This is a genomic window from Leucobacter sp. NPDC077196, assembly GCF_040687075.1.
GTDB lineage: Bacteria > Actinomycetota > Actinomycetes > Actinomycetales > Microbacteriaceae > Leucobacter.
On sequence record NZ_JBFBML010000010.1, the window covers coordinates 1 to 26056 of the forward strand.

22 protein-coding genes and 2 tRNA genes are annotated in these 26056 nt (G+C 65.6%); 11 read left to right on the top strand and 13 right to left on the bottom strand.

The window, feature by feature from the left end:
- The coding region (locus AB0O71_RS10640; protein WP_363745070.1) for an integrase core domain-containing protein at positions 1–274 on the top strand (274 nt) is incomplete at its 5' end.
- On the opposite strand, the gene uvrB is transcribed toward AB0O71_RS10640, so the two are convergent.
- Positions 271–2361 (bottom strand): excinuclease ABC subunit UvrB, encoded by a 2091-nt coding sequence (uvrB, locus tag AB0O71_RS10645; protein ID WP_363745072.1) that lies wholly within the window; start codon positions 2359–2361, stop codon positions 271–273. The genes AB0O71_RS10640 and uvrB overlap by 4 nt on opposite strands.
- A gap of 101 nt (positions 2362–2462) precedes the next feature.
- Between uvrB and AB0O71_RS10650 the strand changes: the two genes are divergently transcribed.
- Positions 2463–3629 carry a serine hydrolase domain-containing protein gene (locus AB0O71_RS10650; protein ID WP_363745074.1) on the top strand — a complete coding sequence of 389 codons (1167 nt, stop codon included), beginning with the start codon at positions 2463–2465 and terminating at the stop codon, positions 3627–3629.
- A 33-nt stretch (positions 3630–3662) separates the two neighbouring features.
- On the opposite strand, the gene AB0O71_RS10655 is transcribed toward AB0O71_RS10650, so the two are convergent.
- The 5 genes from AB0O71_RS10655 to ileS all read right to left on the bottom strand — a co-directional run bounded on the left by AB0O71_RS10655 (position 3663) and on the right by ileS (position 10746).
- Positions 3663–4880 carry a crosslink repair DNA glycosylase YcaQ family protein gene (locus AB0O71_RS10655; RefSeq protein WP_363745076.1) on the bottom strand — a complete coding sequence of 406 codons (1218 nt, stop codon included), beginning with the start codon at positions 4878–4880 and terminating at the stop codon, positions 3663–3665.
- Between the two features lie 163 nt (positions 4881–5043).
- The gene (gene ndk / locus AB0O71_RS10660) at positions 5044–5460 is read right to left on the bottom strand and encodes a nucleoside-diphosphate kinase (protein WP_363745078.1); all 417 of its coding nucleotides are present in this window, start codon (positions 5458–5460) and stop codon (positions 5044–5046) included.
- Positions 5461–5537: 77 nt separating this feature from the next.
- Positions 5538–6020 (bottom strand): DUF4233 domain-containing protein, encoded by a 483-nt coding sequence (locus AB0O71_RS10665; protein WP_363745080.1) that lies wholly within the window; start codon positions 6018–6020, stop codon positions 5538–5540.
- Complete coding sequence (locus tag AB0O71_RS10670; protein ID WP_363745082.1) at positions 6017–7357, bottom strand: folylpolyglutamate synthase/dihydrofolate synthase family protein; 1341 nt, start codon at positions 7355–7357, stop codon at positions 6017–6019. Before AB0O71_RS10670 ends, AB0O71_RS10665 begins: the two co-directional genes overlap by 4 nt.
- Positions 7354–10746 carry an isoleucine--tRNA ligase gene (gene ileS, locus AB0O71_RS10675; protein ID WP_363745084.1) on the bottom strand — a complete coding sequence of 1131 codons (3393 nt, stop codon included), beginning with the start codon at positions 10744–10746 and terminating at the stop codon, positions 7354–7356. Before ileS ends, AB0O71_RS10670 begins: the two co-directional genes overlap by 4 nt.
- A 754-nt stretch (positions 10747–11500) precedes the next feature.
- Here ileS and AB0O71_RS10680 point away from each other — a divergent pair.
- The 9 genes from AB0O71_RS10680 to AB0O71_RS10720 all read left to right on the top strand — a co-directional run bounded on the left by AB0O71_RS10680 (position 11501) and on the right by AB0O71_RS10720 (position 20588).
- Positions 11501–12799 (top strand): glycine betaine/L-proline ABC transporter ATP-binding protein, encoded by a 1299-nt coding sequence (locus tag AB0O71_RS10680; RefSeq protein ID WP_363745240.1) that lies wholly within the window; start codon positions 11501–11503, stop codon positions 12797–12799.
- Positions 12799–13704, top strand: a complete 906-nt coding sequence (locus tag AB0O71_RS10685; RefSeq protein ID WP_363745086.1) for a proline/glycine betaine ABC transporter permease — start codon at positions 12799–12801, stop codon at positions 13702–13704. The genes AB0O71_RS10680 and AB0O71_RS10685 overlap by 1 nt, the downstream gene beginning before the upstream one ends.
- A gap of 83 nt (positions 13705–13787) precedes the next feature.
- The gene (locus tag AB0O71_RS10690) at positions 13788–14699 is read left to right on the top strand and encodes a glycine betaine ABC transporter substrate-binding protein (protein WP_363745088.1); all 912 of its coding nucleotides are present in this window, start codon (positions 13788–13790) and stop codon (positions 14697–14699) included.
- 122 nt (positions 14700–14821) lie between these two features.
- On the top strand, positions 14822–15712 hold the full coding sequence (locus AB0O71_RS10695; protein WP_363745090.1) for a glycine betaine ABC transporter substrate-binding protein: 891 nt from the start codon (positions 14822–14824) through the stop codon (positions 15710–15712).
- An 84-nt stretch (positions 15713–15796) separates the two neighbouring features.
- Positions 15797–16315 (top strand): GyrI-like domain-containing protein, encoded by a 519-nt coding sequence (locus AB0O71_RS10700; protein WP_363745092.1) that lies wholly within the window; start codon positions 15797–15799, stop codon positions 16313–16315.
- Positions 16316–16445: 130 nt separating this feature from the next.
- Positions 16446–19040, top strand: coding sequence for a valine--tRNA ligase (valS, locus tag AB0O71_RS10705; RefSeq protein WP_363745094.1), 2595 nt, complete (start codon positions 16446–16448; stop codon positions 19038–19040).
- A gap of 2 nt (positions 19041–19042) precedes the next feature.
- Positions 19043–19336, top strand: a complete 294-nt coding sequence (locus AB0O71_RS10710; protein ID WP_363745242.1) for a Fe-S oxidoreductase — start codon at positions 19043–19045, stop codon at positions 19334–19336.
- Between the two features lie 8 nt (positions 19337–19344).
- Positions 19345–19995: a hypothetical protein gene (locus AB0O71_RS10715; RefSeq protein ID WP_363745096.1), complete on the top strand. Its 651-nt coding sequence runs from the start codon at positions 19345–19347 to the stop codon at positions 19993–19995.
- The gene (locus AB0O71_RS10720) at positions 19992–20588 is read left to right on the top strand and encodes a histidine phosphatase family protein (RefSeq protein ID WP_363745098.1); all 597 of its coding nucleotides are present in this window, start codon (positions 19992–19994) and stop codon (positions 20586–20588) included. The genes AB0O71_RS10715 and AB0O71_RS10720 overlap by 4 nt, the downstream gene beginning before the upstream one ends.
- Before the next feature lie 62 nt (positions 20589–20650).
- On the opposite strand, the gene clpX is transcribed toward AB0O71_RS10720, so the two are convergent.
- The 7 genes from clpX to AB0O71_RS10755 form a co-directional block, all read right to left on the bottom strand.
- Positions 20651–21922, bottom strand: a complete 1272-nt coding sequence (gene clpX, locus AB0O71_RS10725) for an ATP-dependent Clp protease ATP-binding subunit ClpX (RefSeq protein ID WP_363745100.1) — start codon at positions 21920–21922, stop codon at positions 20651–20653.
- A gap of 115 nt (positions 21923–22037) precedes the next feature.
- Complete coding sequence (locus tag AB0O71_RS10730) at positions 22038–22709, bottom strand: ATP-dependent Clp protease proteolytic subunit (RefSeq protein WP_339972371.1); 672 nt, start codon at positions 22707–22709, stop codon at positions 22038–22040.
- Between the two features lie 27 nt (positions 22710–22736).
- The gene (locus AB0O71_RS10735; protein WP_363745102.1) at positions 22737–23576 is read right to left on the bottom strand and encodes an ATP-dependent Clp protease proteolytic subunit; all 840 of its coding nucleotides are present in this window, start codon (positions 23574–23576) and stop codon (positions 22737–22739) included.
- Positions 23473–24990, bottom strand: coding sequence for a trigger factor (gene tig / locus AB0O71_RS10740; protein ID WP_363745104.1), 1518 nt, complete (start codon positions 24988–24990; stop codon positions 23473–23475). Before tig ends, AB0O71_RS10735 begins: the two co-directional genes overlap by 104 nt.
- Before the next feature lie 56 nt (positions 24991–25046).
- Positions 25047–25124 (bottom strand) — tRNA-Pro (locus tag AB0O71_RS10745).
- Positions 25125–25297: 173 nt separating this feature from the next.
- A tRNA-Gly gene (locus tag AB0O71_RS10750) sits at positions 25298–25371 on the bottom strand.
- 82 nt (positions 25372–25453) lie between these two features.
- On the bottom strand, positions 25454–26011 hold the full coding sequence (locus tag AB0O71_RS10755) for a gamma carbonic anhydrase family protein (protein ID WP_363745106.1): 558 nt from the start codon (positions 26009–26011) through the stop codon (positions 25454–25456).
- Positions 26012–26056 lie beyond the last annotated feature (45 nt).

Genomic DNA, 26056 nt, shown 5'->3' on the forward strand with positions numbered 1-26056 from the left:
CCACTCCGCCGCGTTTCGAAGCGTGATCGACGCTTACGGAATACAGCAGAAGTTCATCAAGCCGCACTGCCCCTGGACCAACGGCAAGGTCGAACGACTGAACCGGACCCTCGCCACTGAGTGGGCGTACGCACGCGCCTGGACGTCGAACCAGGACCGAGCTGCAGCCTTGCAGTCCTGGCTCGATTACTACAACCTAGACAGAGCCCACCTCGGCATCGGGGGCAGCACCCCCATCGACCGCGTCAACAACGGTCGAGGTCAGTACACCTAGAGGTGCCCCGCCTGGTCCATGCTGCGAAGTTCGCGTTTGATCTCGGAGAGCTCGTCCCGCAATCGCGCGGCGAGTTCGAACTTGAGCTCGTCGGCTGCAGCCAGCATCTGTTCCGTGAGGTCGCTGATGAGCTCTTCGAGCTTCGCGGCGCCCTCTCCGGCAATAGCGCCGGCGCGTGCAGCAGCCTTTCCTTTGCCGCGCTGCGGTGACGCGGTCTTGCGCTGCGCGTGCGCACCGGATCGTGACAGGATGTCTTCCGAGTCGGCCGCTTCTCGCGACAACATCGCCGTGATGTCGCCGATCTTCTTGCGGAGCGGCTGGGGGTCGATGCCTCGTTCGGTGTTGTAGGCGACCTGGATCTCACGACGACGATTCGTCTCATCCATCGCTTCGCGCATCGAGCGCGTGATCTTATCGGCGTACATGTGCACCTGACCGGATACGTTTCGCGCTGCGCGTCCGATGGTCTGGATGAGCGAGGTGCTCGATCGTAGGAACCCCTCTTTGTCGGCGTCGAGGATCGAGACGAGCGACACCTCGGGCAGGTCGAGCCCCTCGCGAAGCAGGTTGATGCCGATGAGCACGTCGTAGACGCCGGCGCGCAGCTCGGTGAGCAACTCGACGCGACGCAGCGTGTCGACGTCGGAATGGAGATAGCGCACGCGCACGCCGGCCTCCTCCATGAACGTGGTCAGCTGCTCCGCCATCTTCTTCGTGAGTGTCGTGACGAGGACGCGCTCATCGCGTTCGGCGCGCACGCGCACTTCTTCGAGCAGATCGTCGATCTGCCCCTCGCTCGGTTTGATCACGATCTCGGGATCGATGAGTCCGGTCGGACGAATGATCTGCTCCACCACGCCGTCGGCGCGTTCCAGCTCGTACTTGCCGGGAGTCGCCGAGAGGTAGACGGTCTGACCGACCCGATCCTTGAACTCGCTGAACTTCAAGGGGCGGTTGTCGAGCGCGCTCGGCAGTCGGAACCCGTGGTCGACCAGCGTGCGCTTGCGCGACGCATCGCCCTCGAACATCGCCCCGATCTGCGGCACGGTGACGTGGGATTCATCGATGACCACGAGGAAATCGTCGGGGAAGTAGTCGAGCAGGCAGTGCGGGGCCTCCCCCGGGCGACGACCGTCCATGTGCATGGAGTAGTTCTCAATGCCCGAGCAGAAGCCGATCTGCTCCATCATCTCGAGATCGAAGGTGGTGCGCATGCGCAGGCGCTGCTCCTCGACGAGCTTGTTCTGCTGCTTGAGTTCGCGCGTGCGGCTTTCGAGCTCATGGGAGATCTGACCCATTGCGCGGTTCATCACATCACGACTGGCGACGTAGTGCGACCCCGGGAACACCGAGATCGTGTCGACCTGTTTGATGACGTCACCGGTGAGCGGATGCAGGTAGTACAGCGCTTCGATCTCATCACCGAAGAACTCGATGCGCACCGCGAGCTCCTCGTACATCGGGATGATCTCGACGGTGTCGCCGCGCACGCGGAAGTTGCCTCGCACGAACTCGATGTCATTGCGCTGGTACTGCATATCGACGAATCGACGGAGCAGCACGTCGCGATCGAGCTGATCGCCGACAGCGAGCGGCACCATCGCCTCGTAGTACTCCTCCGGCTTGCCCAAGCCGTAGATGCACGACACGGTCGACACCACGATCGTGTCGCGCCTGCTGAGGAGGGCGTTCGTGGTCGAGTGGCGCAGCCGCTCGACTTCAGCGTTCACCGACGAGTCTTTCTCGATGAATGTATCGGTCTGCGGCACGTACGCTTCGGGCTGGTAATAGTCGTAATAGCTCACGAAGTACTCGACCGAGTTGTGCGGGAAGAGTTCTCGCAGTTCGCTGGCGAGCTGCGCAGCAAGCGTCTTATTGTGGGCGAGCACCAGCGTCGGGCGCTGTACGGCTTCGATCAACCAGGCGGTGGTGGCCGACTTGCCGGTGCCCGTCGCGCCGAGCAGGACCACGTCGGTCTCGCCAGCATTAATCCGACGCGTGAGATCTTCGATGGCCGCGGGCTGATCGCCGCTCGGCTCATAGTCGCTGACCACTTCAAATGGGCGGACGCTACGGGTGGGTTCCATGTCTTCGAGAGTACTCGGGACCACCGACATTCATGATCCCGACTGCTCAGGGTTGCGCTCGGCCTCTGGCGCAGCGACGGGTCCTGTGTTTCACTTGCCGCATGATGAAGCGTGCGCGGCGGGGCCTGGCAGCCACCCTGATGATCGGGCTTCTCGCAATCGGCTGCGCGCCGATCGCTCCGGAAAGCGCAGGCGACGACGATGCTCAGACCGAAGGCAGTGATTCCTCGGTATTCGCATCCGCGGTCGACGCGGCTTTCGAGGGAAGCGGCGTTCCCGGGGGCGCAGCCGTGATTACCGGCTCTGATACCGAGCACATGCTCCAGCATGCGTTCGGCGAGGCAGCCGAAGGCCGAGAAGTCGCACTGCAGACTCCCTTCGCGTATCGCAGTATGACGAAATCGTTCGTAGGAACAGTGATTCTGCAGCTCGTCGACGAAGGCCGACTCTCCATCGACGACACCGTGGGCCAGTACATCGACGGAGTGCCGAGTGGAGATGAGATTACGATCGAGCAGCTTGGAGCTATGCGCAGCGGCGTCGCGAACTACTCGGGCTCACCGAAGCTGACCGACCTCCTCGTAGTTGATCCGGCGCGCGACCCCGGGGTTCAGGAGCTGCTCGAGCTCGCGTATCCGGAGTCGCCCGAGTTCGCTCCGGGTACGGCGTTCGAGTACTCGAACACCAATACGCTGCTGCTCGGGCAGGTCATCGAGGCTGTGACGGGCAACCCGTGGTTCGAGGAAGTCGATGCGCGGGTGCTGCAGCCACTCGGCCTCGATTCGGTCACCGACGGACTGAACGATGTGGAAGGTGATGCCGTCGGCTATCAACTCGCTGGCGGCTCGGTCGAAGAGCAGGTGCCCTGGGTCGCCCCGGGCTGGTTCGGCGCCGCCGGTGCACTTGCCGGAGACGTCGAGGATCTCGCAACGTGGGGCCGTGCACTCGGCGACGGAACACTGCTCGAAACCGAGACCCAGCAGTGGCGCCTCGAGCGCTTCGGCCCGACATCCGATGATGCCCGCAGCCCCGAGTACGACGGATACGGCTTCGCCATGGGAGAGATCGACGGCTGGGTGGGGCATACCGGCACCGGGCTCGGCTTTCAAGGACTCGTGATGCACGATGTCGAGTCAGGTCGAACGGTGGCAATGCTCGTCAACGGAACGGGCGAGGATCCGGATCTGCCTGCGCACGTGTTCGCCGAACTCCTGCCGACCATCGAATCGTTGCGCACGTTCGCCGATGCTGGAGGCTCCGACGAGTGACTCATGTGCAGCGTCGACGGTGAGAGATCCGGTTCACTGGGCAGCGCGAAGCGGTTCTTGAGCAGCGGCGAATCGGTTCGGCAGCTCAAGATTGCCAACCCCTGACCAGCGCACCTCCTCGAGTCCCTGCCATGCAGCGGCTTGCGCGAGCAGTACGCATGCGATCTCAGCGGCGTGCTGCGGAGCGCCCTGCTCCCGCCAGGCCGCCTGCGCGAGCAGAGCGCGCCCCGTACGATCCGATTTGAGGTCGATGCGTCCCGCCAACCTGCCCCCGACCATGAGCGGAAGGCAGTAGTAGCCGAACTGCCGCTGCTCCTTGGGGGTATAGATCTCGATGCGGTAGTGGAAGTCGAACATGCGCTCGGCTCTCGGACGAAACCAGACCACGGGATCGAACGGAGTCAGCAGAGCGTCGGGAGCGAGCCGCGCGGGCGTAGCGGCGTCGCGGTGCATCCAAGCCCGCTCGGGCTTTCCTGCCGCGGTGCGCCACCCCGCGACTTCGACGGGGAGCAACTCGCCCGAGCTCTCGAGTTCAGCGACCGCCGCTCGCGCTGGCGTCAGCTTCAAGCGGTGGTAGTCAGCGAGGTCGGCGAGCGTCGCGACGCCGAGTGATCTCGCGGCCTGAGCGATGAGCGATCGGTGCGCATCCGCATACGGCACCTCTCCCAGCCCGTGCTCCGGAAGCGACTCCTCGGCGAGCGCATACCGTCGTTGAAAGCCGTCGCGCCCGGCTGCGACGACGTCTCCCCATGCGAAGAGCAACTCGACCGCGCGCTTCGTGTCGCTCCAGTCCCACCACGGACCGCGACGGGTGCGCTGGCCGTCCTCGAGGTCGCGCACCAGCGACGGCCCCGCGGAACGCAGCTGCGCCCGTACCCGCTCGAGCACCGGGCCCAGTTCGCCAGCAAGTCCGCTTCGCTCGTCGCGTACCCGGCGCTCGCGCATGCGCCACTGGAACAGCGGGCGATCCCGCACGGGAATGAACGCAGCCTCGTGCGCCCAGTACTCCGTGAATTCGCCGCTGCACCAGAGATGGCGGTCAAGCGCCGCAGCATCGTAAGCTCCGTGGCGGGAGAAGACCGGGAGGTAGTGGCTGCGCGCGAACACATTGACCGAGTCGATCTGCAGCACATGCAGTCGGTCGAGTGCGCGGTCGAACGGGCGTCGCTTGCGGAGGCGGGCGGTATTCGAGAAGCCTTGAGCGGCGAGCCCGATCCGACGGGCCTCCGAGGCTGAGACTGAAAGCACCATGCGCGTACGCTATCTCGATCCGGTGACATTCGTGCGCGGTTCGCGAACGACGTGCGCGGCGCCCGGCTGCACCGATTTCCGCCGAGTCAGGCCCTGCGAGACGGCCGCGCGGAACGCGCGGGGATTCCCCCGCCGGAGCGCGGCCGTTCGCACGTCGCGGGTCTCAGGCGAACCAGAGGGCGAGCTCGCGCGCCGCCGACTCGGGCGAGTCGGAGCCGTGCACGAGATTCTGCTGCACCTTCAGGCCCCAGTCGCGGCCGAGGTCGCCGCGGATCGTACCGGGAGCCGCCGTCGTCGGATCGGTTGTGCCCGCGAGCGAGCGGAACCCCTCGATGACCCGCTCTCCCGTCGCGCGGATCGCCACAGACGGACCCGAAGACATGAATTCGAGCAGCGGCTCGTAGAACGGCTTGCCCTCGTGCTCGGCGTAGTGCTCCGCGAGCAGCTCGCGTTCGGGCGCGACCAGGCGGAGATCTACCAGGCGATACCCCTTGGCCTCGATCCGACGGATGATCTCACCGGTCAGTCCGCGGGCGACGCCGTCGGGCTTCACCAGGATCAATGTTTCTTCAGCCGACATGCGTACTCCTCATGGTTCGGGGCGGGGGAAATCGGATCGAGCCGTGCGTGCACGGCCCGATCTGAGAGTGTATCGAATCAGACTGCGTCACCTTGCGCCGCCAGCCAGGCCGCGCGGTCGCGATCGATGCGGGCACCGCGCACCATGCAGTACACCCAGAGTGCGGTGAAGAGCACGCTCACGATGAGCGACATCGGCAGGATGATTGCGGTGAGCAGCATCAGGATGTGCACGAGCCACCCGACCACGATGCCGAAGCGCCCGCGTCGCATGCCCACGAGGCCGACCAGGATCGTGAGCGCGAGCCCACCGCCGAGGAACAGCCCCATCTCGCGTGGTTCGAGCGCGCTCAGCCCGAAGATCGTCAGGCCGAACAGCGCAACGATGAAGAGCTCGAACCCCAGCACGATCGAGGCGAGGGCCTTCTGCGTCGACGTGGGCCCGCGTCGGGCTCCGGCGATCCGCATTGCCGAATTGTGCGCTGCGGTTTCCGACGGCGACAGCACGAGTTCGGGCTCGCTCTCCTCAGAGGGCCTGCGCGCATCGCCCGGGGCGTTCATGCGGCACCCCAGCCCTCGGCGCGCGCAAACGCGATCGCTTCGCCTGCGAGCAGCACCGATCCGACGACGAGCACCGCGCGCCCATCTGCACGCATCGCCCAGCCGCGGGCCTCATCGAGTGCTTCGGGAAGGGAATCGGCGATCTCGATGGGCGTGCCGGGAATCTCCTCCTCGGCAAGCTGCTGCAATTCGACAGCCGATGTGCTGCGCGGCGAATCCACGGGGGTCACCGTCACGCGATGCGCGATCGGGGCGAGCGTCGCGAGCAGACCCGCGACGTCCTTCTCCTCCAGCACGCCGACGACCAATGCGAGCTCGGCGAAGTTGAACGACTCCGTCACCGCTGACACGAGCGCAGCGGCACCGTGCGGGTTGTGGGCTGCATCGACGTAGACGATGGGGTCGGTTCCGATGAGCTGCAGGCGGCCGGGAGAAGTGAGTGCACCGAAGCCGTCGTCGAGCACCTCTTCTGGCACTGGGCGATCCGCCCCGAAGAACGCCTCCACGGCCGCGATCGCCAGCGTGGCGTTCTCAGCCTGATGCCGCCCGAACAGGGGGACGAACACGGGATCGTAGGCGTGACCACCGAGTCCGATGACATCGATCTGACGGCCCCCGACTGCGACGCGGTCGTCTTGAAGGGAGAAGTCGCGCCCCTGCACGGCGAATGCCGCACCGTGCCGGCCAGCCGCGTCGGCGAGCTCGCCGAGGGCATCGACGTCTTGCGCTGCCGAGACGACGACGGATCCCGGCTTGATGATGCCCGCTTTCGTGCGGGCGATCGCCGGGACGTCTGGGCCGAGAACCGCAGTGTGATCCAGATCGATCGGGGTGAATACGGCGACCCGAGCATCCGCGATGTTCGTCGCATCCCACTCACCGCCCATGCCGACCTCGATGACCGCAACATCGACCGGCGCGTCGGCGAATGCCGCGAACGCGAGCACCGCGAGCGCCTCGAAGAACGTGATGGGACCGTGACCCGCTGCAGCGAGCTCGGCATCGACCACCTCGAGCGGCAGCTGCAGCTCGTCCCACGCAGCCGCCAGCACCTCGCCATCGATCGGCTCGCCGTCGAGCTGAAAGCGCTCGGTGAACTCGACGAGATGCGGGCTCGTGAAGAGTCCCGTGCGCAACCCGTGCGCGCGCATGAGCGACGCGATGGCGCGGCTCGTGGACGTCTTCCCGTTGGTTCCTGCGACCTGAATGACGGGGAAGGAGAGCTGCGGGGATCCTGCCAGCTCGGAAAGGCGCCGCACCGGTTCGATACGGGGCCGGGGATTGGCCTCTCCGACACGCTCGAGGAGCGCCGCGTACACGCGTTCCGCGCCGCTCATGCGCCGGCTCCCGACTGCAGTGATGCCGACTCGGTTGCATCGATCGTGATGACGATCGCCGCCTTCTGCGAACCGATGGCGCGGGGCGCCGAAACGTGCACGCCATTGCCCGGCGACGTGAGGTCATCGACGATCGCATCGATACCGATCGCCTCCTGCACGGCAAACCCTTCGGCCAGCGTCTCAGCGGCGATGAGCGACGCGTGCGTCTCGAGTGCGGCGGCATGCGCCGGTTCCGCGTTCAGCGCCAGCACGATCCGATCGCTCACGTCGAGGCCGGCATGCTTGCGCGCCTCCTGCACCGCGCGGATCGCATCGCGGGCGATCCCCTCCGCCTCGAGCTCGGGGGTGAGCGCCGTGTCGAGCATCGCAAAGCCTCCCCCTGGCAGCAGCGTCAGTGCCGGGCCCGCCGCAGCATCGTCTCCGGCGCGCAGCGTGAGTTCATACTCGTGGGGTTCGAGAGCGATACCGCCGGCGACCACCACGCCCGCTGCCTCGCTCCAATCGCCCGATTTCGCCGCCTTGATCGCCTGCTGCACCTGCTTGCCGAGCCGGGGGCCGGCAGCGCGCGCGTTCACGGTGAGCGTCTGCACGATGCCGTGCTCGTGCGCGCTGGTCTCCGACTGCTGCACCAGCTCGACCGACTTGACGTTGAGCTCTTCGCGGAGAATGTCGCTGAAGGGTTCGAGCGCCGCGGGGTTCTCCACCACCACGGTGAGCCCGGCCAGGGGAAGTCGCACCCGGAGACCGCGGCTCTTGCGCAGCGCGAGCGTCTGCGAGGTGATCTGGCGCACCTCATCCATGGCGTCCACGAGCGCGTCGTCATCAGGGAACTCCGCCGCATCCGGCCAATCGGTCAGGTGCACGGAGCGGCCCCCGGTGAGCCCCCGCCAGAGTTCCTCCGTCACGAGCGGCGCGAGCGGCGCGGCAACGCGAGCTACCGTCTCGAGCACCGTGTAGAGCGTGTCGAACGCCTGACGCTGCTCGGGTGCATCCTCGTCACCGGCGCCCGCCCAGAAGCGGTCGCGCGAACGACGTACATACCAGTTGGTGAGCACTTCGGCGTATGCCCGCAGTGCATCAGCTGCCGAGGTGGTATCGAGCGCCTCGAGATGGGCCTCCACCTCGCGAACGAGTCGCCCGGTCTTCGCGAGAATGTAGCGATCGAGCGGATCGCTCGAATCGGTGCGGCGCTCGGCCGTGATGCCGTCGGCATTCGCGTAGAGCGAGAAGAAGTACCAGGTGTTCCAGAGTGGGAGGATGAACTGCCGCACGCCCTCCCGGATTCCCTCTTCGGTCACTACGAGGTTGCCGCCGCGCACCACGGGCGACGCCATGAGGAACCAGCGCATCGCGTCGGACCCGTCGCGATCGAACACCTCGTTGACATCGGGATAGTTGCGAAGCGACTTCGACATCTTGTTGCCGTCCGACCCGAGTACGATGCCGTGACTGACCACGTTCGTGAACGCCGGTCGATCGAACAGGGCCGTCGCGAGCACGTGCTGCACATAGAACCACCCGCGGGTCTGACCGATGTACTCGACGATGAAGTCGGCGGGCTGGTGAGTCTCGAACCACTCCTGGTTCTCGAAGGGATAGTGCGCCTGCGCGAACGGCATCGATCCCGAGTCGAACCAGACGTCGAGCACGTCCTCGATGCGACGCATGGTCGAGCGACCGGTCGGATCATTCGGGTTCGGCCGAGTCAGTTCGTCGATGTACGGGCGGTGCAGATCGATCTCCCCCGAATCGTTGCGCGGAAGCTCGCCGAAGTCGGCTTCGAGCTCCGCAACCGACCCGTACACGTCGACCCGCGGGTACTCGGGGTCGTCGCTCTTCCAGACGGGAATCGGGCTGCCCCAGTAGCGGTTACGGCTGATCGACCAATCGCGCGCGCCCTCGAGCCACTTGCCGAACTGGCCGTGCTTGACGTTCTCGGGCACCCAGGTGATCTGCTCGTTCGTCTCGAGCATCCGTTCCTTGATGTCCGTGACGCGCACGAACCAGCTGGAGACGGCCTTGTAGATGAGCGGGTTGCGGCAGCGCCAGCAGTGCGGGTACGAGTGTTCGTAGCTCTGCTCGCGCAGCAGGCGGCCGCGTTCGCGCACAATGCGTATCAACGGGCGGTTCGCGTCCATCCACAGCTCGCCGGCGACGTCCGTGACGGCGCTGATGAACCGGCCGCCTTCGTCGACGCTCACGATGGTCGGCATTCCCGCAGCCGTTGTGATCCGGTAGTCATCCTCGCCGTATGCGGGCGACTGGTGCACGATGCCGGTGCCATCGGTGGTCGACACGTACGCGTCGGCGAGAATCTGCCAGCAGTGCTCCGTGCCCCAGATCTCGGCGTCGTCGAAGTAGTCGAAGAGCGGTGCATACCGCACGCCTGCGAGATCGGCGCCGCGCACACTGCGCGAAACGGCGGCGAGGGCCTCGTCGCCGGAGCCGTACCCGAGATCCTTCGCATGCGCCCCGACCAGGTCGCGCGCGAGCAGATAGCGAGCCGTTCCTGCGGCTCCGCCGTCGCCGGCTCCCTCGGGCCCGGCCACGATGATGGCGTACTCGATCTCGGGGCCGACCGCGAGTGCGGCGTTCGTCGGCAACGTCCATGGCGTCGTCGTCCAGGCCAGCGCGCGCACATCGGTCAGCTCGAGCTCCGCCGCGCGGCTTCCCAGGAGCGGGAACGCCACCGTGACCGATGGGTCCTGACGCATTTGATACACGTCGTCGTCCATGCGCAGCTCGTGGTTCGACAGCGGGGTTTCGTCGCGCCAGCAATACGGCAGGATGCGCGAGCCCTCGTATGCGAGGCCACCGTCGTAGAGCTTCTTGAACGCCCAGATGACGCTCTCCATGTAGCTGAGATCGAGCGTCTTGTACCCGTGCTCGAAATCGACCCAGCGGGCCTGGCGAGTGACGTACTCCTCCCACTCGCGCGTGTACTGGAGCACGGACGCGCGAGCCTTGCCGTTGAACGCAGCGACGCCCATGGCCTCGATCTCCGACTTCTCGGTGATGCCGAGCTGCTTCATCGCTTCGAGCTCCGCCGGCAGACCGTGGGTGTCCCACCCGAAGCGCCGCTCTACCTTCTTGCCGCGCATGGTCTGGAACCTCGGGAAGACGTCTTTCGCGTAGCCCGTGAGCAGATGGCCGTAGTGAGGCAGTCCGTTGGCGAACGGGGGGCCGTCGTTGAACACCCATTCCGGTGAGCCTTCGCGGCGCCGGATCGATTCGCGGAACGTGTCGTCGGTCGCCCAGAAGTCGAGCACGTGGCGTTCGATCTCGGGAAGCTTCGGTGACGCGGTGACGCCGAATGCGGCTCCTGAGCGCTGCTGGTCGGGGCTCTCGGGCAACGGGGTTCCCGTGGACTGCTGAGGGTACGGCATGGGTTCCTTCTCGGTTCCGGCGTGAGTAATTGTGCCTGCGCCGGGACGAGAGCCGGATCGCGATCCGTTTCCCGCGGTACCACCCCGCTTGCCGCTCGCGCTGTCCTCTCGGAGCGCTTCGACCACTTCATTGGGCGATGACGGGCCCGATCCGTTCGGTTCTACTGGGCACATCCACGCGGCGACGCTCGTCGCGGTGACGCACTGTTCTTCCGAAGACTCCCCGATGATGGTCGGTTCGCAGTCTGTGCACCCAGTCTAGCGCAGCCGACTTCGCGCGCCACTTCGACTGGCAGAGCAGAAAAGAGGCTCAGGGGGTGCCTATTGGTAACGAAGCGGTAACGATAAGGTTGCGGAAAAAACCCAGATCAGGGCGAAAAACGGGCCCGTAAATGGTGTGAGAACGGCCGGGCGAGCCTTGCACTTCATCGCAAGACGTTGTTAGCGTCGACTCAGCGTTGAGGGCGGCCGCGTGCCATTCTTCTTGATTCGCTCCGAGATATCCAGCGTCGAGATTCGGCGCCTCGGAGTGCAGGAAGTCGAGTGCGGCCCGATCCTCCGCAATACGAACTGGCCAATTGTGAGGCCGCCGGGACCATCTGCGCTGCGATCATAGCGATCCCGCGCGTCATCGGTGCGCCTCCGATTTCGTCGTGCCAAGAACGAGGAGTTTACAGTGACCAGTACAACGGAACAGCCCGCAGTCGCGGGCGAGAAGCGGCCGGGTGAAGCGCCTGAAGCGACGTCACCCGCGATCGCGGTCTCCCACGCCTACAAGGTCTTCGGGCGACGCCCGCGGGAGGTTGTCAAGCGCCTGCGCAAGGGGGCCACTCGTGACGAACTGCGCGGGCAGGGCACCGCTGCGGTCATCGATACCAGCTTCACCGTGAACCAGGGAGAGATCTTCGTGGTGATGGGCCTGTCGGGGTCGGGTAAGTCGACTCTGATCCGCATGCTCAACGGTCTCAACGACACGACTGACGGGTCGATCTCCGTGTTCGGCACCGAGGTCGTCGGTCTCAGCGGGCAGGAGCTCCGCGAGCTGCGCCGCGACCGGATGTCGATGGTGTTCCAGCATTTCGCCCTGTTGCCCCACCGGAGCGTGCTCGACAACGTTGCATATGGCCTCGAGCTGCAGGGCGTCGAGCTCTCGGAGCGTCGCGATCGCGCTCGCCACTGGCTCGAGCGCGTGGGCCTCACGGGATGGGAAGACCACCTGCCCGGCGAGCTATCGGGGGGCATGCAGCAGCGCGTGGGCATCGCCCGAGCCTTTGCCGCGGACACCGATATTCTGCTGATGGACGAGGCGTTCTCGGCGCTCGACCCCCTCATTCGCCGAGAGATGCAGGAGCAGCTCGTCGAACTGCAGCAGGAGCTCAACAAGACGATCGTGTTCATCACCCACGACCTCAACGAGGCGATGTTCCTGGGCGACCGAATCGCTGTCATGCGAGACGGCCGCATCGTGCAGGTCGGTACGCCGAACGATATTCTGACCGATCCGGCGAATGATTACGTCGCGCAGTTCGTGCAGGATGTTGACCGAGCGCGCGTGCTCACCGCCGGTGACGTGATGGAGCCGCCGCGCGCGGTCGTTCCAGCGAGCGCCGGCCCGCGCACCGCCCTGCGCACGATGCGCGACCTGCAGACCTCCGCATGCTTCGTCACGTCGGCCTCGCGCAAGCTGCTCGGCGTGGTTCGCGACAAGGACGTGCTGCGTCAGGTTCGCGAAGGCGGTACCGATATCACCGAGCTCCTGCGTCCGACGCCTTCGATCGTGAAGCCCGACCAGTACATCTCCGAGCTCTTCGAGCTCGCGGTGGAGAGCTCTTTGCCCGTGGCCGTGATCGACGAGCAGGATCGCCTCATCGGCGTCGTGCCGCGCGTCACGCTGCTCGCAGCGCTGACCGATCTTCCGACGATGACCACAGAGATTCCGATCATCGAGCCGACACCCACCGTGTCTGCCGCGATGATCACAGAAACGCTGGGCGATGCGCCGGCCGGGAGCTCACTGCCCGGCCTCGCTCCCGAGAATGAGGAGGTGCGCTGATGGACGACTTCCGTATTCCGCTCGGCGATTGGGTCGCTGATGGGCTCAACTGGTTCAAAGCGACGTTCGACGGGTTGCTCGACGTCGTCACGATGGTCATCAAGTTCTTGGTCGAAGGGCTCGCTGACGGCCTGGTCTCGGTACCCTTCGCCGTGCTCATCATCGTGTTCGGGCTCATTGGTTGGGCTCTCCGCTCGTGGCAGCTCGCAGTAGGCACTGTGATCACGATGTTGCTCATCGTCGGCATGGGGCAGTGGGAGAACGCGATGCTCACCCTCGCGCTCGTGCTCGTCGCGGCGCTCATCTCGATCATCGTCGCCATTCCGCTCGGTATCGCTGCCGCGCGGAGCGACGCTTTCAGCGCAATTCTGAAGCCCGTGCTCGACTTCATGCAGACCATGCCGGCGTTCGTGTACCTGATCCCAGCCGTCATCTTCTTCAGCATCGGTTTCGTGCCCGGCGTCTTCGCCACAGTGCTGTTCTCGGTGGCTCCGGGCGTCCGGTTCACAGAGCTCGGGATTCGCGGTGTCGACTCCGAGACCGTCGAGGCCGGCCACGCCTTCGGCGCTGCATCGGGCAAGATCCTTCGCGGCATTCAACTGCCGCTCGCGATGCCGACCATCATGGCTGGCATCAACCAGGTGATCATGCTCGCTCTCTCGATGGCCGTCGTTGCCGGCATGGCGGGCGCCAATGGCCTCGGAAAAGAGGTCGTCGCAGCCATCTCGACCCTGAACATCGCCCAGGGCGTCGAGGCCGGCCTGAGCGTCGTCATTCTCGCCGTCTTCCTCGACCGCGTCACGGCGGCACTCGGAAACCCGGGCGACTACAAGCACTCACTGCTCGGCGCGATGCGCAAGCGTCGCGATGCGCGCCGCACCGGCGCACTCGCGAAGGCCGCGTGATCCAGCGAGCGACTGAGGGTTAGACCACCCACACACCACACCCCACACCGTGCGCCTCCGCGCACGACACGAAAGGACGAAGTATGCAGAAGCGCACTCTCACCGGAATGCTGGCTCTGGGAGCCGCCGCAACCCTCGCCCTCGCAGGCTGCTCGGGCAGCGGTTCCGATAATGGCTCCGATGCCGGCTCGGGTGAAGACAACGGCACCGTAACGCTCGGCTTCCTGCCCGCTTGGACCGATGGCCTGAGCACGGCTTACCTGCTCGAAGACCAGCTCGGCAAGATGGGCTACACCGTCGAGATGGAAGAACTCACCGAAGCCGGCGTGCTCTACGCCGGACTCGCCGAGGGCAACTTCGACATCTACCCGTCGGCTTGGCCCGAGGTGACCCACGCCTCCTACATGGAGGAGTTCGGCGACCAGATCGAAGATCTCGGCGGGTACTACGACGGCGCGGTGCTGACGCTCGCGGTGCCGGAGTACGTCGACATCGACTCCATCGAGGATCTCGCCGGCGACGCGGGTCGCTTCGATGGGCAGATCATCGGCATCGAACCCGGTGCCGGTCTGACCGCTCAGACCCAGGATGTCGCGATGCCGGAGTACGGTCTCGAGGGCGACTACGAGCTCGTCACCTCCTCCACCGCGACCATGCTCGCCACGCTGCAGGACAAGATCGACAACGAGGAAGACGTCGTAGTGACGCTGTGGCGTCCGTTCTGGGCCAATGATGCATTCCCGCTCAAGGACCTGGAAGACCCCAAGGGCGCCATGGGCGAGCCCGAGACCCTGCACTTCCTGGGCAAGCAGGGCCTCTCGGAGGAGTACCCCGAGGTTGTCGATTACATCGCCGATATCAAGCTCGACGACGTCGCGTATGGCGCGCTCGAAGGCATGGTGACCGGCGATGAGTACGAGGGTGACCCCGAGGGCGCTGTCGACGCTTGGCTCGAGGAGTACGGCGACGCCTACCCGGGTCTGATCGCCAGCTGACCGATCCATCGTCTCCCTTCGGGGATTCACGCAGTACGAAAGGAGCCCTCCCGAAACACCGTTCCGGGAGGGCTCCTTTTTCATGCCGCGCAGCGGCACCACGCTCTACGAAAGGACATCATTTGCAGTTCCGCACCCTCACTTCTGCTCTCGCACTCACCGCAGCAGCCGCTCTGACGCTCACCGGATGCTCTGCCGAAGACGCCGCCGATGCCAGCGCAGACAGCATCACGATCGGCTACGTCCCCTCCTGGAGCGATGGCAAGACCAGCGGCTTCCTCCTCAAGGACCAGTTCGAGAAGCTCGGCTACGACGTCGAGATGCAGGAGCTCACTGAGGCAGCCGTGCTGTACACGAGTCTCGCGGAGGGCGACATCGACGTCTTCTCGGGTGCTTGGACCGAGCGCACGCAGGCCGAGTACATCGCGGGGCGGGAAGATGACTTCGAGGATCTCGGCACCTGGTACGACAACGGCACGATCACGCTCTCGGTGCCCGACTACGTCGACATCACATCGCTCGAAGAACTCGCGCCGAATGCCGATCGATTCGACGGGAAGATCATCGGCATCGAGCCGAGCGCGGGTCAGATGAAGCACACCGAGGAGGTCGGCATGCCTGCCTACGGACTCGACAGGGACTTCTCCCTCGTATCCTCGTCGACGGCGGCGATGCTCGCCTCGGTGAGCGACGCGGTCGAGAACGGCGACGACATCGTCGTGACCAGCTGGCGCCCGTTCTGGGCGAACGAGGTGTACGGCCTGCGCGACCTCGAAGACCCGAAGGGCGTCATGGGCACCCCTGAGGGCATTCATGTGCTCGCGACGCAGGGATTCACCGAGCGCTTTTCCGACGCGGCAGACTACGCCGCAGATTTCAAGCTGAACGACGAGGCCTTCAGCACGCTCGAGAACGCGATGACGAACGAATACGAGGTGGGTGAAGAGGCCGAGGCCGTCGACGCCTGGATCGACGAGCACCCCGACGCATTCCCCGGCCTGCTCGCCGGATAGAGAAACCAGGAGCGCCCGGCGCCGTTGCCGCGTAGGATCGGCGGCGTCGGGCGTCTCCGGCTCGGCCTGCATCAAGGAGAGATGATGAACGATTCGCCCGTCACGCCCGAGATCGACACGCGACCCGAGTTGCACCTCGCCGTCGTGCGCGAGACCGTTCCGTTCGACCGCATTCCCGAGTTGTACGACCGCGCGTTCCCGGCGCTCTTCGCCGCGATCGCCGCCGCTGGCTCGTCGCCCGCCGCCGCCCCGATGGGGATCATGCACGGCTCACCCACCGCGGACGGGCTCGACCTCTCCGTCGCCGTGCCGATTTCGCAGCCGTTCCCGAGCGCTGAGGGCGACGGCGGCGCTGACGGCGCTGCCACTGCTGGGGTCCGCGTCACCGCTGAGACGCTCCCCGCATCGCGCACGGCAACATACCTGCTGCGGGGCGACTTCAGCGGTCTCTCGGCCGCGTACGAGCGCCTCTATGCCTGGGTCAGCGAGCAGGGCGAACAGCCGACCGACATCGCATGGGAGCAGTACCTCACCGAGCCCGAACCCGGCGGGGACCCCGCGCACAATGAGACCCTCATCGGAGTGCAGCTCGCCGGTGATTGATGGCCGGTAAGCTGGAGGTACACCATCAGGCACCAGTGCGGCGACTCGCTGCCGCGCGATCACGCGGTGCCGTCCACATCGAACCCCGATGCCGCAGCTGAGCGCGGTGTCGAGAAGCGGAGCCCCACGCATGAGCGCGATTCCCGACAAGCCCGTACTCGAAGGCCTCGAAGCGAAATGGGGCCCGGTGTGGGAGGAAGCCGGCACGTACGCCTTTCCACGCGAACGCGCTTCCCGGGAGAACGTCTACAGCATCGACACGCCTCCGCCGACGGCGTCGGGATCGCTGCACGTGGGTCACGTCTTCTCGTACACGCACACCGACACCATCGCGCGGTACCAGCGCATGCAGGGCAAGGCCGTCTTCTACCCGATGGGGTGGGACGACAATGGGCTGCCGACCGAGCGACGCGTGCAGAACTACTACGGCGTGCGCTGCGATCCGTCGCTGCCGTACGTCGAGGGATTCGTCCCTCCGCACGAAGGCGGCGATGGCAAGAGCATCAAGGCGGCGGATCAGCAGCCGATCTCCCGCCGCAACTTCATCGAGCTGTGCGAGCGCCTCACCGAGGAGGACGAGCAGCAGTTCGAGGCGCTCTGGCGCACGCTCGGGCTCTCCGTTGACTGGAAGCAGAGCTACCGAACGATCGGAGCCGAATCGCTGCGCGCTTCCCAGCTCGCCTTCCTCCGCAACGTCCAGCGCGGCGAGGCCTACCAGGCCCAGGCGCCGACCCTGTGGGACGTGACGTTCCGCACGGCGGTCGCCCAGGCGGAGCTCGAGGATCGCGATCAGCCGAGCGCCTATCACACGCTCGCCTTCCACAAGTCGGACGGATCCGGCGACATCCTCATCGACACCACGCGTCCTGAACTGCTTGCAGCGTGCGTAGCGCTCGTCGCGCACCCCGACGATGAGCGCTTCCAGCCGCTCTTCGGCTCGACAGTGCGCACTCCCCTGTTCGACGTCGAGGTGCCGATCCTCGCCCACCATCTCGCGCAGAAGGACAAGGGCACCGGAATCGCGATGATCTGCACGTTCGGCGATGTGACCGATGTGGTCTGGTGGCGCGAACTCGACCTGCCGAACCGTGCCATCCTCGGATTCGACGGCCGCGTGATCTCCGAGGCGCCCGACGTCATCACGAGCGAGACCGGGCGTGCAGCCTACGCGGAGATCGCGGGCAAGACCGTGTTTAGTGCGAAGCAGATCGTCGTCGACTCGCTGCGCGCCTCCGGCGAGCTCGTAGGCGAGATTCGCAAGATCACGCACCCCGTCAAGTTCTTCGAGAAGGGCGACAAGCCGCTCGAAATCGTTTCGACCCGTCAGTGGTACGTCGTGAACGGTGCTCGAGACGAAGCGCTCCGCGAGCGCCTGCTCGCCCACGGGCGAGAGCTCGAGTGGCATCCCGACTTCATGCGCGTGCGCTACGAGAACTGGGTCGAGGGGCTGGCGGGCGACTGGCTCATCTCACGGCAGCGTTTCTTCGGCGTGGCGATTCCCGTCTGGTACCCACTCGATGCCGACGCGAACCCCGTGTACGACCAGCCGATCCTCCCCTCGGAGGATCAACTGCCCGTCGACCCGTCGAGCGACGTTCCGGCCGGGTACTCCGCCGATCAGCGCGGTGTCGCAGGAGGCTTCCAGGGCGAAGTCGATGTGATGGACACGTGGGCCACATCGTCGCTCACGCCCCAGCTCGCCGGTGGTTGGGAGCGCGACCCAGAGCTGTTCGACCTCGTGTACCCGTTCAGCCTGCGCCCGCAGGGTCAGGACATCATTCGCACCTGGCTCTTCTCGACCGTGCTGCGCTCGGAACTCGAGGGCGGCCGGCTGCCGTGGCAGCACGCGGGCATCTCCGGGTGGATCCTGGATCCCGATCGGAAGAAGATGTCGAAGTCGAAGGGCAACGTGGTGACGCCCGCTGGCATGCTCGAACAGCACGGGTCGGACGCCGTGCGCTACTGGGCGGCCTCGGCGAAGCTCGGCACGGATGCGGCGTTCGACCCGCAGAATCCGACGCAGATCAAGATCGGCCGTCGTCTGGCGATCAAGCTGCTGAACGCGGCGAAATTCACGCTCAGCTTCGACGACTCGGGCGCCGGCACCGTCACGGAAGCGCTCGACCGCGCCGTGCTCGCCGGACTCGCGGGAGTGATCGAGCAGGCGACGCGAGCGTTCGAGATTTATGACCATGCTCGTGCACTCGAGCTGACCGAATCGTATTTCTGGACCTTCTGCGACGACTATCTCGAGCTCGTGAAGGAGCGCGCGCACAACGGTGAAGGCCAGTCGCAGGCGTCTGCAGTGACCGCCCTGCGCACGTCGCTCTCCGTGTTCGTGCGTCTGCTCGCGCCGTTCCTGCCGTATGCCACGGAAGAAGTGTGGTCGTGGTTCGGCGAAGGGTCAGTGCACCAGGCTGCCTGGCCCGTGCCGGAGGAGGCCGCCTCGCTCGCAGGGGAGAGCGCCGATGCGGCATTGCTCGGGCTCGTCGGCGAGGCGCTCGTCGGCATCCGCGGAGCGAAGACGGCCGCGAAGGCTTCGCAGAAGACCCCGGTCTCGATCGCGGTCGTGCAGGCCCCGCAGCCTGATCTCGCCCGACTCGAGTCGGCCGCGGCTGATCTCGCCGCAGTCGGAAAGATCGTCGAGCTTCGGATCGAGGCCGGTCCGGACGATCTGAGCGGCGTCACCGTCTCCGACATCCAGCTCGCACCAGTGGAGGCGTGACGATGCAGCTCGGGGCGCGCTGGCAGACGGGCACTCCCCCGCATCGCAGCGTGCCCGAAGCGCTGTACGCCGCAATCGCTGAGCAGGAGAGCGGGCACCCGGACGCTGATTCGTGGACGCTGACCTGGCTCGAAGGCCGGCCGCGCTGCGAGCTCGATGATCTCGTGTTCGTCGCGCTCGACGTGGTCGGTCGCGTGCGCACCGGTCCCGTGAGCGCGGGCGGCGAGCCGGGGCTCGCGGAAGAGCGCCCGGCCCACAGTGCAGACGACGACGCCGACGACGACTGGCTGAGTTGAGGAGTATTATGTTCCACGGAAGCGAACGCTCGGCTACGCGTTCCAGCGCGAGCCTCGCAGCGGCAATCGCACTGCTCATCGGCCTCAGCGGTTGCGCACCCGAGCCCTCAAGCGTCGACGAGTCGAAGGGCGCGGACGCATCCTCGTCGGCTTCGGCAGACGCGCACGGTGGTGACACTGGGGCGGGCGGGAACTCGGGCGAGGCCGACAGCGCCGGCGCGGACGATGACGCCGGCAGCGACGCCTCAGTCGAGAACGAGGGCGTTCAGAAAGCCCAGGGAGCGGCATCGAGTGACAGCGAGGGCGGCTGGCCGCAGCAGGGCGACCCGCAGGATACTCCGAAGTCTCGTAGCCTTCCCGCGTCGTTCCCGAGCGAGAGCTTCGTCCTGCCCGAGACCGCCGCCATTGACGATGCCGGTGAACGCTCGGCGAACGAGTGGTATCTCGTGCTCGACGCGAAGAATGCAGCGACTGCGGATGCACTCTGGCAATCGATCGTCGACGCCAGCGGGTTCGCCGAGGCCGACCGATCCGAGACGGCCGACGGCGGTGTCGCAGCGACGCTGACGAACAGTGCACTCAGCGTCACGGCGTTGCAGATTCCCCAGGAAGATGGATCAGTCCTGGTGAGTTTCGACCTCTCTGGCACCATCGGGTGACCGCGCTCGTCGCACTGGTTCGACACGGCCAGACCGATTGGAACCTCGCCGGTCGCATGCAGGGTCGCACCGACATTCCGCTGAATGCCACCGGCCGAGAGCAAGCCAGCGACCTCGCCGAGCGACTCTCACGGGAAGGTATGTGGGACGCTGTCGTGACGAGTCCGCTGCTCCGGGCTCGGCAGACGGCCGAGATTCTCGCCGAGCGGCTCGGCTACGACCCGGTGACGTGCGAGGGGCTCGTCGAGCGCTCCTTCGGCGATGCGGAAGGTTTGTCGCACAGCGTCGCCCTCGAGCACTGGCCGTCTCGCCAGTACCCGAGCATGGAGGGCCATGACGAGGTCGCGGAGCGGGGGGTATCGGCACTCGACCGCATCGCCGACGAGTTTCGCAATGGTCGCGTCATCGCGGTGACACACGGTTCGTTCATCCGGCATCTGCTCGCGGACATCTCGGGGTTGCCTGCAGATGAGGTGCCCCGGGCGGAGAATCTCGCTATCTCTGAGGTCGAGCGCGACGAGTCAGGCACGTGGCACGTGCGTTCCATCGCAGGCCGCACCTGGGAGCCTGGCGAGGAGATTCGTCACCCCTAACGTCATTGCGCAGCCTGAGACCCGCCGCGGGAGCCCATGAACCGCACAGAGAGCGCATCGACTTACGCGCTCTCGCGGCCTCCGCGCGACTGCAGCACGCGCGGTGCAGCTTCCCCGTTTACCGATTCCCGGGTCACGATGACCTTCGTGATGTCACCGTCGGAAGGCACCTCGAACATGACGGGCCCGAGGATCCCTTCGAGGATTGCACGGAGACCACGAGCGCCGGTCTTGCGTTCGACGGCGAGTTCGGCGATGGCTTCGAGCGCGGCATCTTCGAATTCGAGACTCACGCCGTCGAGTTCGAACATCCGCTGGTACTGCTTCACGAGTGCATTCTTTGGCTCGGTGAGAATACGCGTCAGCGCTTCGACGTCGAGCGGATCGACCGTCGCCACAATCGGCAGACGACCGATGAACTCGGGAATCAGGCCGAACTTATGGAGATCTTCGGGTTGCACCTGAGCGAAGAGCTGGTCGTCGTTGCGCTTGCTCGATACTGGCGCACCGAATCCGATGCCGCCCTTGCCGAGGCGCGATCCGACGATCTCCTCGAGCCCAGCGAATGCGCCGGCGACGATGAAGAGCACGTTTGTCGTGTCGAGCTGGATGAATTCCTGGTTCGGGTGCTTGCGCCCGCCCTGAGGCGGAATCGAAGCGACCGTGCCCTCAAGGATCTTCAGCAGCGCCTGCTGTACGCCCTCGCCCGACACGTCGCGCGTGATCGACGGGTTCTCGGCTTTGCGGGAGATCTTGTCGATCTCATCGATGTAGATGATGCCCATCTCGGCCCGTGCAACATCGAAGTCGGCCGCCTGCAACAGCTTCAGCAAGATGTTCTCGACGTCTTCGCCGACGTATCCGGCTTCGGTCAAAGCTGTGGCGTCGGCCACCGCGAACGGCACTCCGAGTTGTCGTGCCAACGACTGCGCGAGATACGTCTTGCCGCATCCTGTCGGCCCGATGAGCAGAATGTTCGACTTTGCAATCTCGACCTGCTCCGAAGCGACGTCTGCACTGGCGAGCGAAGAAAGAGCGCGGACGCGCTTGTAGTGGTTGTACACCGCGACGGCGAGCGACTGCTTCGCCCGATCCTGCCCGATCACATACTGGTTGAGGAAGTCCGCGATCTCCCGCGGCTTGTGGAGCGTGAAGTCCGACGTCTCCCCGGTCTGATGCTCTGCAAGGCGCTCCTCGATGATCTCGTTGCAGAGAGCCACGCACTCGTCGCAGATGTAGATCTGCGGGCCGGCGATGAGTTGCTGAACCTGCTTCTGCGATTTACCGCAGAAGGAGCACTTGAGCAGCTCGCTGCTTTCGCCGATCTTCGCCATGCGGAGCTCCTTCACCTAACTCGGTCTGATCCGATGCCTTCGAGACTAGCGGGAGCCTCAGACATTGATGGGCGGCGCGCCGGAGCCCCGGGGTCGCCCCCGAGGCTCCGGTTGACTACTTCGCGATGACCGGCTGCGGGTTCTTCCGACTCGTCAGCACCTGGTCGACGAGTCCGTATTCGAACGCCTCCTGCGCGCTGAGAATCTTATCGCGATCGATGTCGCGATTCACCTCTTCGATGCTGCGCTTGGAATGCTTCGACAGCGTCTCTTCGAGCCATTCGCGCATGCGAAGAATCTCACGCGCCTGAATCTCGATGTCCGATGCCTGCCCGTGTCCGCCCTGGCCGCTGGAGGGCTGATGGATCAGCACGCGCGCGTTCGGCAGTGCGAGGCGCTTGCCGGGGGTGCCGCCGGCAAGCAGCACGGCGGCCGCGGACGCCGCCTGACCCAGGCAGACCGTCTGCACGTGCGGGCGGATGTACTGCATCGTGTCGTAGATCGCCGTCATCGCGGTGAACGAGCCACCGGGAGAGTTGATGTACATCGTGATGTCGCGCTCGGGATCCTGGCTCTCAAGCACGAGGAGCTGCGCCATGACGTCATCGGCTGATGCGTCATCGACCTGAACGCCGAGGAAGATGATGCGATCCTCGAAGAGCTTGGCGTAGGGATCCTGGCGCTTGTACCCGTAGGCCGTGCGCTCCTCGAACGAGGGAAGCACGTAGCGGGAATCGGGCATCTGCAGGCTCGACCCACCGGACTGGGGCATGTATGGAGTATTCATCGAGTCAGTTGCTTCCTGTCCGTCACGTTAGTTGCTGGTGCCGCCGCCGCCGATGACATCGGTGGCTGAATCGCGGATGAAGTCGATGAAGCCGTACTCGAGCGCCTCATCTGCGGTGAACCAGCGGTCGCGGTCGCCGTCTTCATTGATCTGCTCGAGGGTCTTGCCGGTCTGCGCGGCGGTGATCTCGGCGAGGCGATTCTTCATCGACGTGATGAGCTGCGCCTGGGTCTGGATATCGCTCGCGGTTCCGCCGAAGCCGCCATGCGGTTGGTGGAGCAGCACGCGCGCATTCGGCGTGATGTACCGCTTGCCCTTGGTGCCGGCGGTGAGGAGGAACTGCCCCATCGAAGCGGCCATGCCGATGCCGACGGTGACGATGTCGTTGGGAACGAACGACATCGTGTCGTAGATCGCCATGCCGGCGGTGATCGAGCCACCGGGCGAGTTGATGTAGAGGTAGATATCGGCCTTCGGATCCTCTGCCGCCAGCAGCAGGATCTTGGCGCAGATCTCATTCGCGTTGTCGTCACGCACCTCGGAACCGAGCCAGATGATACGGTCCTTCAGCAGTCGTTCGAACACGCTGTTCGGTGGCGTCTGTTCAGCCATGCGGCGCTCCATTCGTTGTTGCTTGGTTCGAGCGTACCGAGTCGTTCGCGCCTCGGGAGCCGTGTTCGCCGTGGGCGCATGGCGCCGCCATATGCAACGATCCCCCGCCTCGAGTACAGAGACGGGGGATCGTTGGTACAGCGGGTGCTGCCTACTTGCCTGCGGCTTCTGCCTCAGCTGCAGCCTTCTTCGCGGCACGGGTCGCTGCGGCCTTCTTCGCTGCTGCCGAGCGCGCGGCCTTCTTCGCGTCCTCATCGTCAGCGGGTGCGGCATCGGTCGACGCCTTCGCGGACTTCTTCGCCGACGACTTCTTGGCGGGAGCCGCTGCCTCGGTCTGAGCAGCCTCGACGGTCTCCTCGGCTTCGTCCGCGACCTCGGCCTCATCGTCCGTGTCGACAGCGGTGAACTCGCTCAGGTCGACGGGCTTGCCGTCTTGGTCGACGACCTCTGCCTTGGAGAGCGCAATGGCGAGCGCCTTGTTGCGAGTGACTTCTCCGAGGATCACGCCCATCTGGTTGCCCTGGCTGATGGCCTGCAAGAACTGGGTGGGCTCCATGCCGTACTGCTGCGCCGACTGGAAGATGTACTGCGAGAGCTCGTTCTGCGTCGGCGTGACACCCTCGGCCTCGACGATCGCGTCGAGCAGGAGCTGGAGCTGGATCTGCTCCTCCGACGACTTGCGCACCTCTGCGCGGTGCTCGTCGTCCTCGAGGCGTCCTTCGCCCTCGAGGTGACGGTGCACCTCTTCCTCGACGAGCTCCTCCGAGACGGGGATGCCGGCCTGCTCGATGAGCGTTGCGGTGAACAGATCACGTGCCTGCTGGCCCTGGCTGAAGACGGAGGCCTGCGAGACCTGGTCCTTGAGGCTCTCGCGGAGCTCCGCGATCGTATCGAACTCGCTGGCGAGCTGCGCGAACTCGTCGTCGGCCTCGGGAAGCTCGCGCTCCTTCACCGCGGTGAGCGTGAGCTCGACCTCGGCGTCCTGGCCCTCGTGCTCGCCGCCGAGCAACTGGGAGGTGAAATTGGTGGTCTCGCCGGCGGTGAGCGTTTCGACGGCCTCGTCGGTGCCGGTGAGCAGATTGCCCGCGCCGACCTCGTACGAGACTCCGCTTGCCTGATCGACCTCGTTGCCATCGATCGTTGCGGTGAGGTCGAGTTCGACGAAGTCGCCGGTCTTCGCCGGGCGATCGACCGTGACCAGGGTGCCGAAGCGCTCGCGGAGCTTGGTCAGCTCGGCGTCGACGGCGCTCTCGTCGACCTCGACGTTGTCGACGGTCAGCTTGAGACCCTCGTACTTGGGCAGCGTGAAGTCGGGGCGCACCTCGACCTCGAACGCGAGCACGAGGGTGCTTTCCGGGTTCTTGGCCTCGGGCCACTGCTCGACGTCTGCGGTGGGACGCCCCATGGGTCGCTCATCCGCCTCGGCGAGAGCTGCCTGGTAGAAGTCGTCGAGCGAGCTGTTGACGGCCTCCTGGATGACGGCCTCGCGACCGACGCGCTGATCGATGATCGGAGCGGGGACCTTGCCCTTGCGGAACCCGGGGATCGAGACCTGCTCGGAGATGGTCTTGTACGCCTGCTTGAGGTAGGGCTCCAGCTCGTCGAGCGTAACTTCCACGCTCAGCTTGGCGCGGGTCGCAGTGAGCTTCTCAGCTGTCGTCTTCGGCAATTTGGCCTCTCATCATCAGAATGTCGTTCGGATGCCGGTTTCGGGCCGGCGGACCCTGGTCGGGGCGACAGGATTCGAACCTGCGACCTCCCGCTCCCAAAGCGGGCGCTCTAGCCAAGCTGAGCTACGCCCCGGAATACCCGGGTGATCCATCGTGATGGGCGCGTGGACGCGCACAACCCGAGCAAGTCTAGCCGATGTGCGCACGCGTGCGCTGCAGCGGGCGGGAGAACCCTGCGAAACCGACCGCCCGTGCGCATCACCACGCCGAAAACGCAACAGGCCCCGCATAAGCGGGGCCTGCGAATGGAGGGGATGACGGGAATCGAACCCGCGTAATCAGTTTGGAAGACTGAGGCTCTACCATTGAGCTACATCCCCGAGCTGCCATAAGCATGCAGCGCGTCGTGCCGAAGCACCTCACCGATCATACTGCATCGGCCACTCCAGCACGAACGGGGCGTCACTCGTCGCGTGTCGCGGCGCGATGGTGCTCCGTTGTCTCGAGGTACCGAGCCGAGTTCAAGCGCACGGTATCGCGATCCTCCTCGCGAAGTGCGCGCACCACGCGTCCGGGCACGCCGACGACGAGCGAGTGGGGCGGTACGACCATTCCCTGCGGCACGACTGCTCCGGCAGCCACGAGGCTTCCGGTCCCTACGACGGCACCCGTCAGCACGGTGGCGTGCATTCCGATGAGGCAGCCGTTCTCGATCGTGGCGCCGTGGATCATTGCGAGGTGCCCCACGGATACATCGTCGCCGATGACCGCGGCGTCGCCCCGCTGCGTGTGCACCACCGCTCCATCTTGAATATTGCTCCGCTCCCCCACGCGGACGGCGTCGGAGTCGCCGCGCAGCACTGCGTTGTACCAGACGCTCGACTGCGCACCGATGCGCACATTGCCGACGACCACGGCGCCCGGAGCGACCCACGCAGTCTCGTCGACTTCGGGAGCTCCGTAGGGCGGAACGCTGATCACGCGCGCCCCTGCACGGCCCGAAGATCCATTCACTGTCATTGCGCCTCCTGCTCGCAGTGGGTGGAAACGAAAAAGCCCTTACCG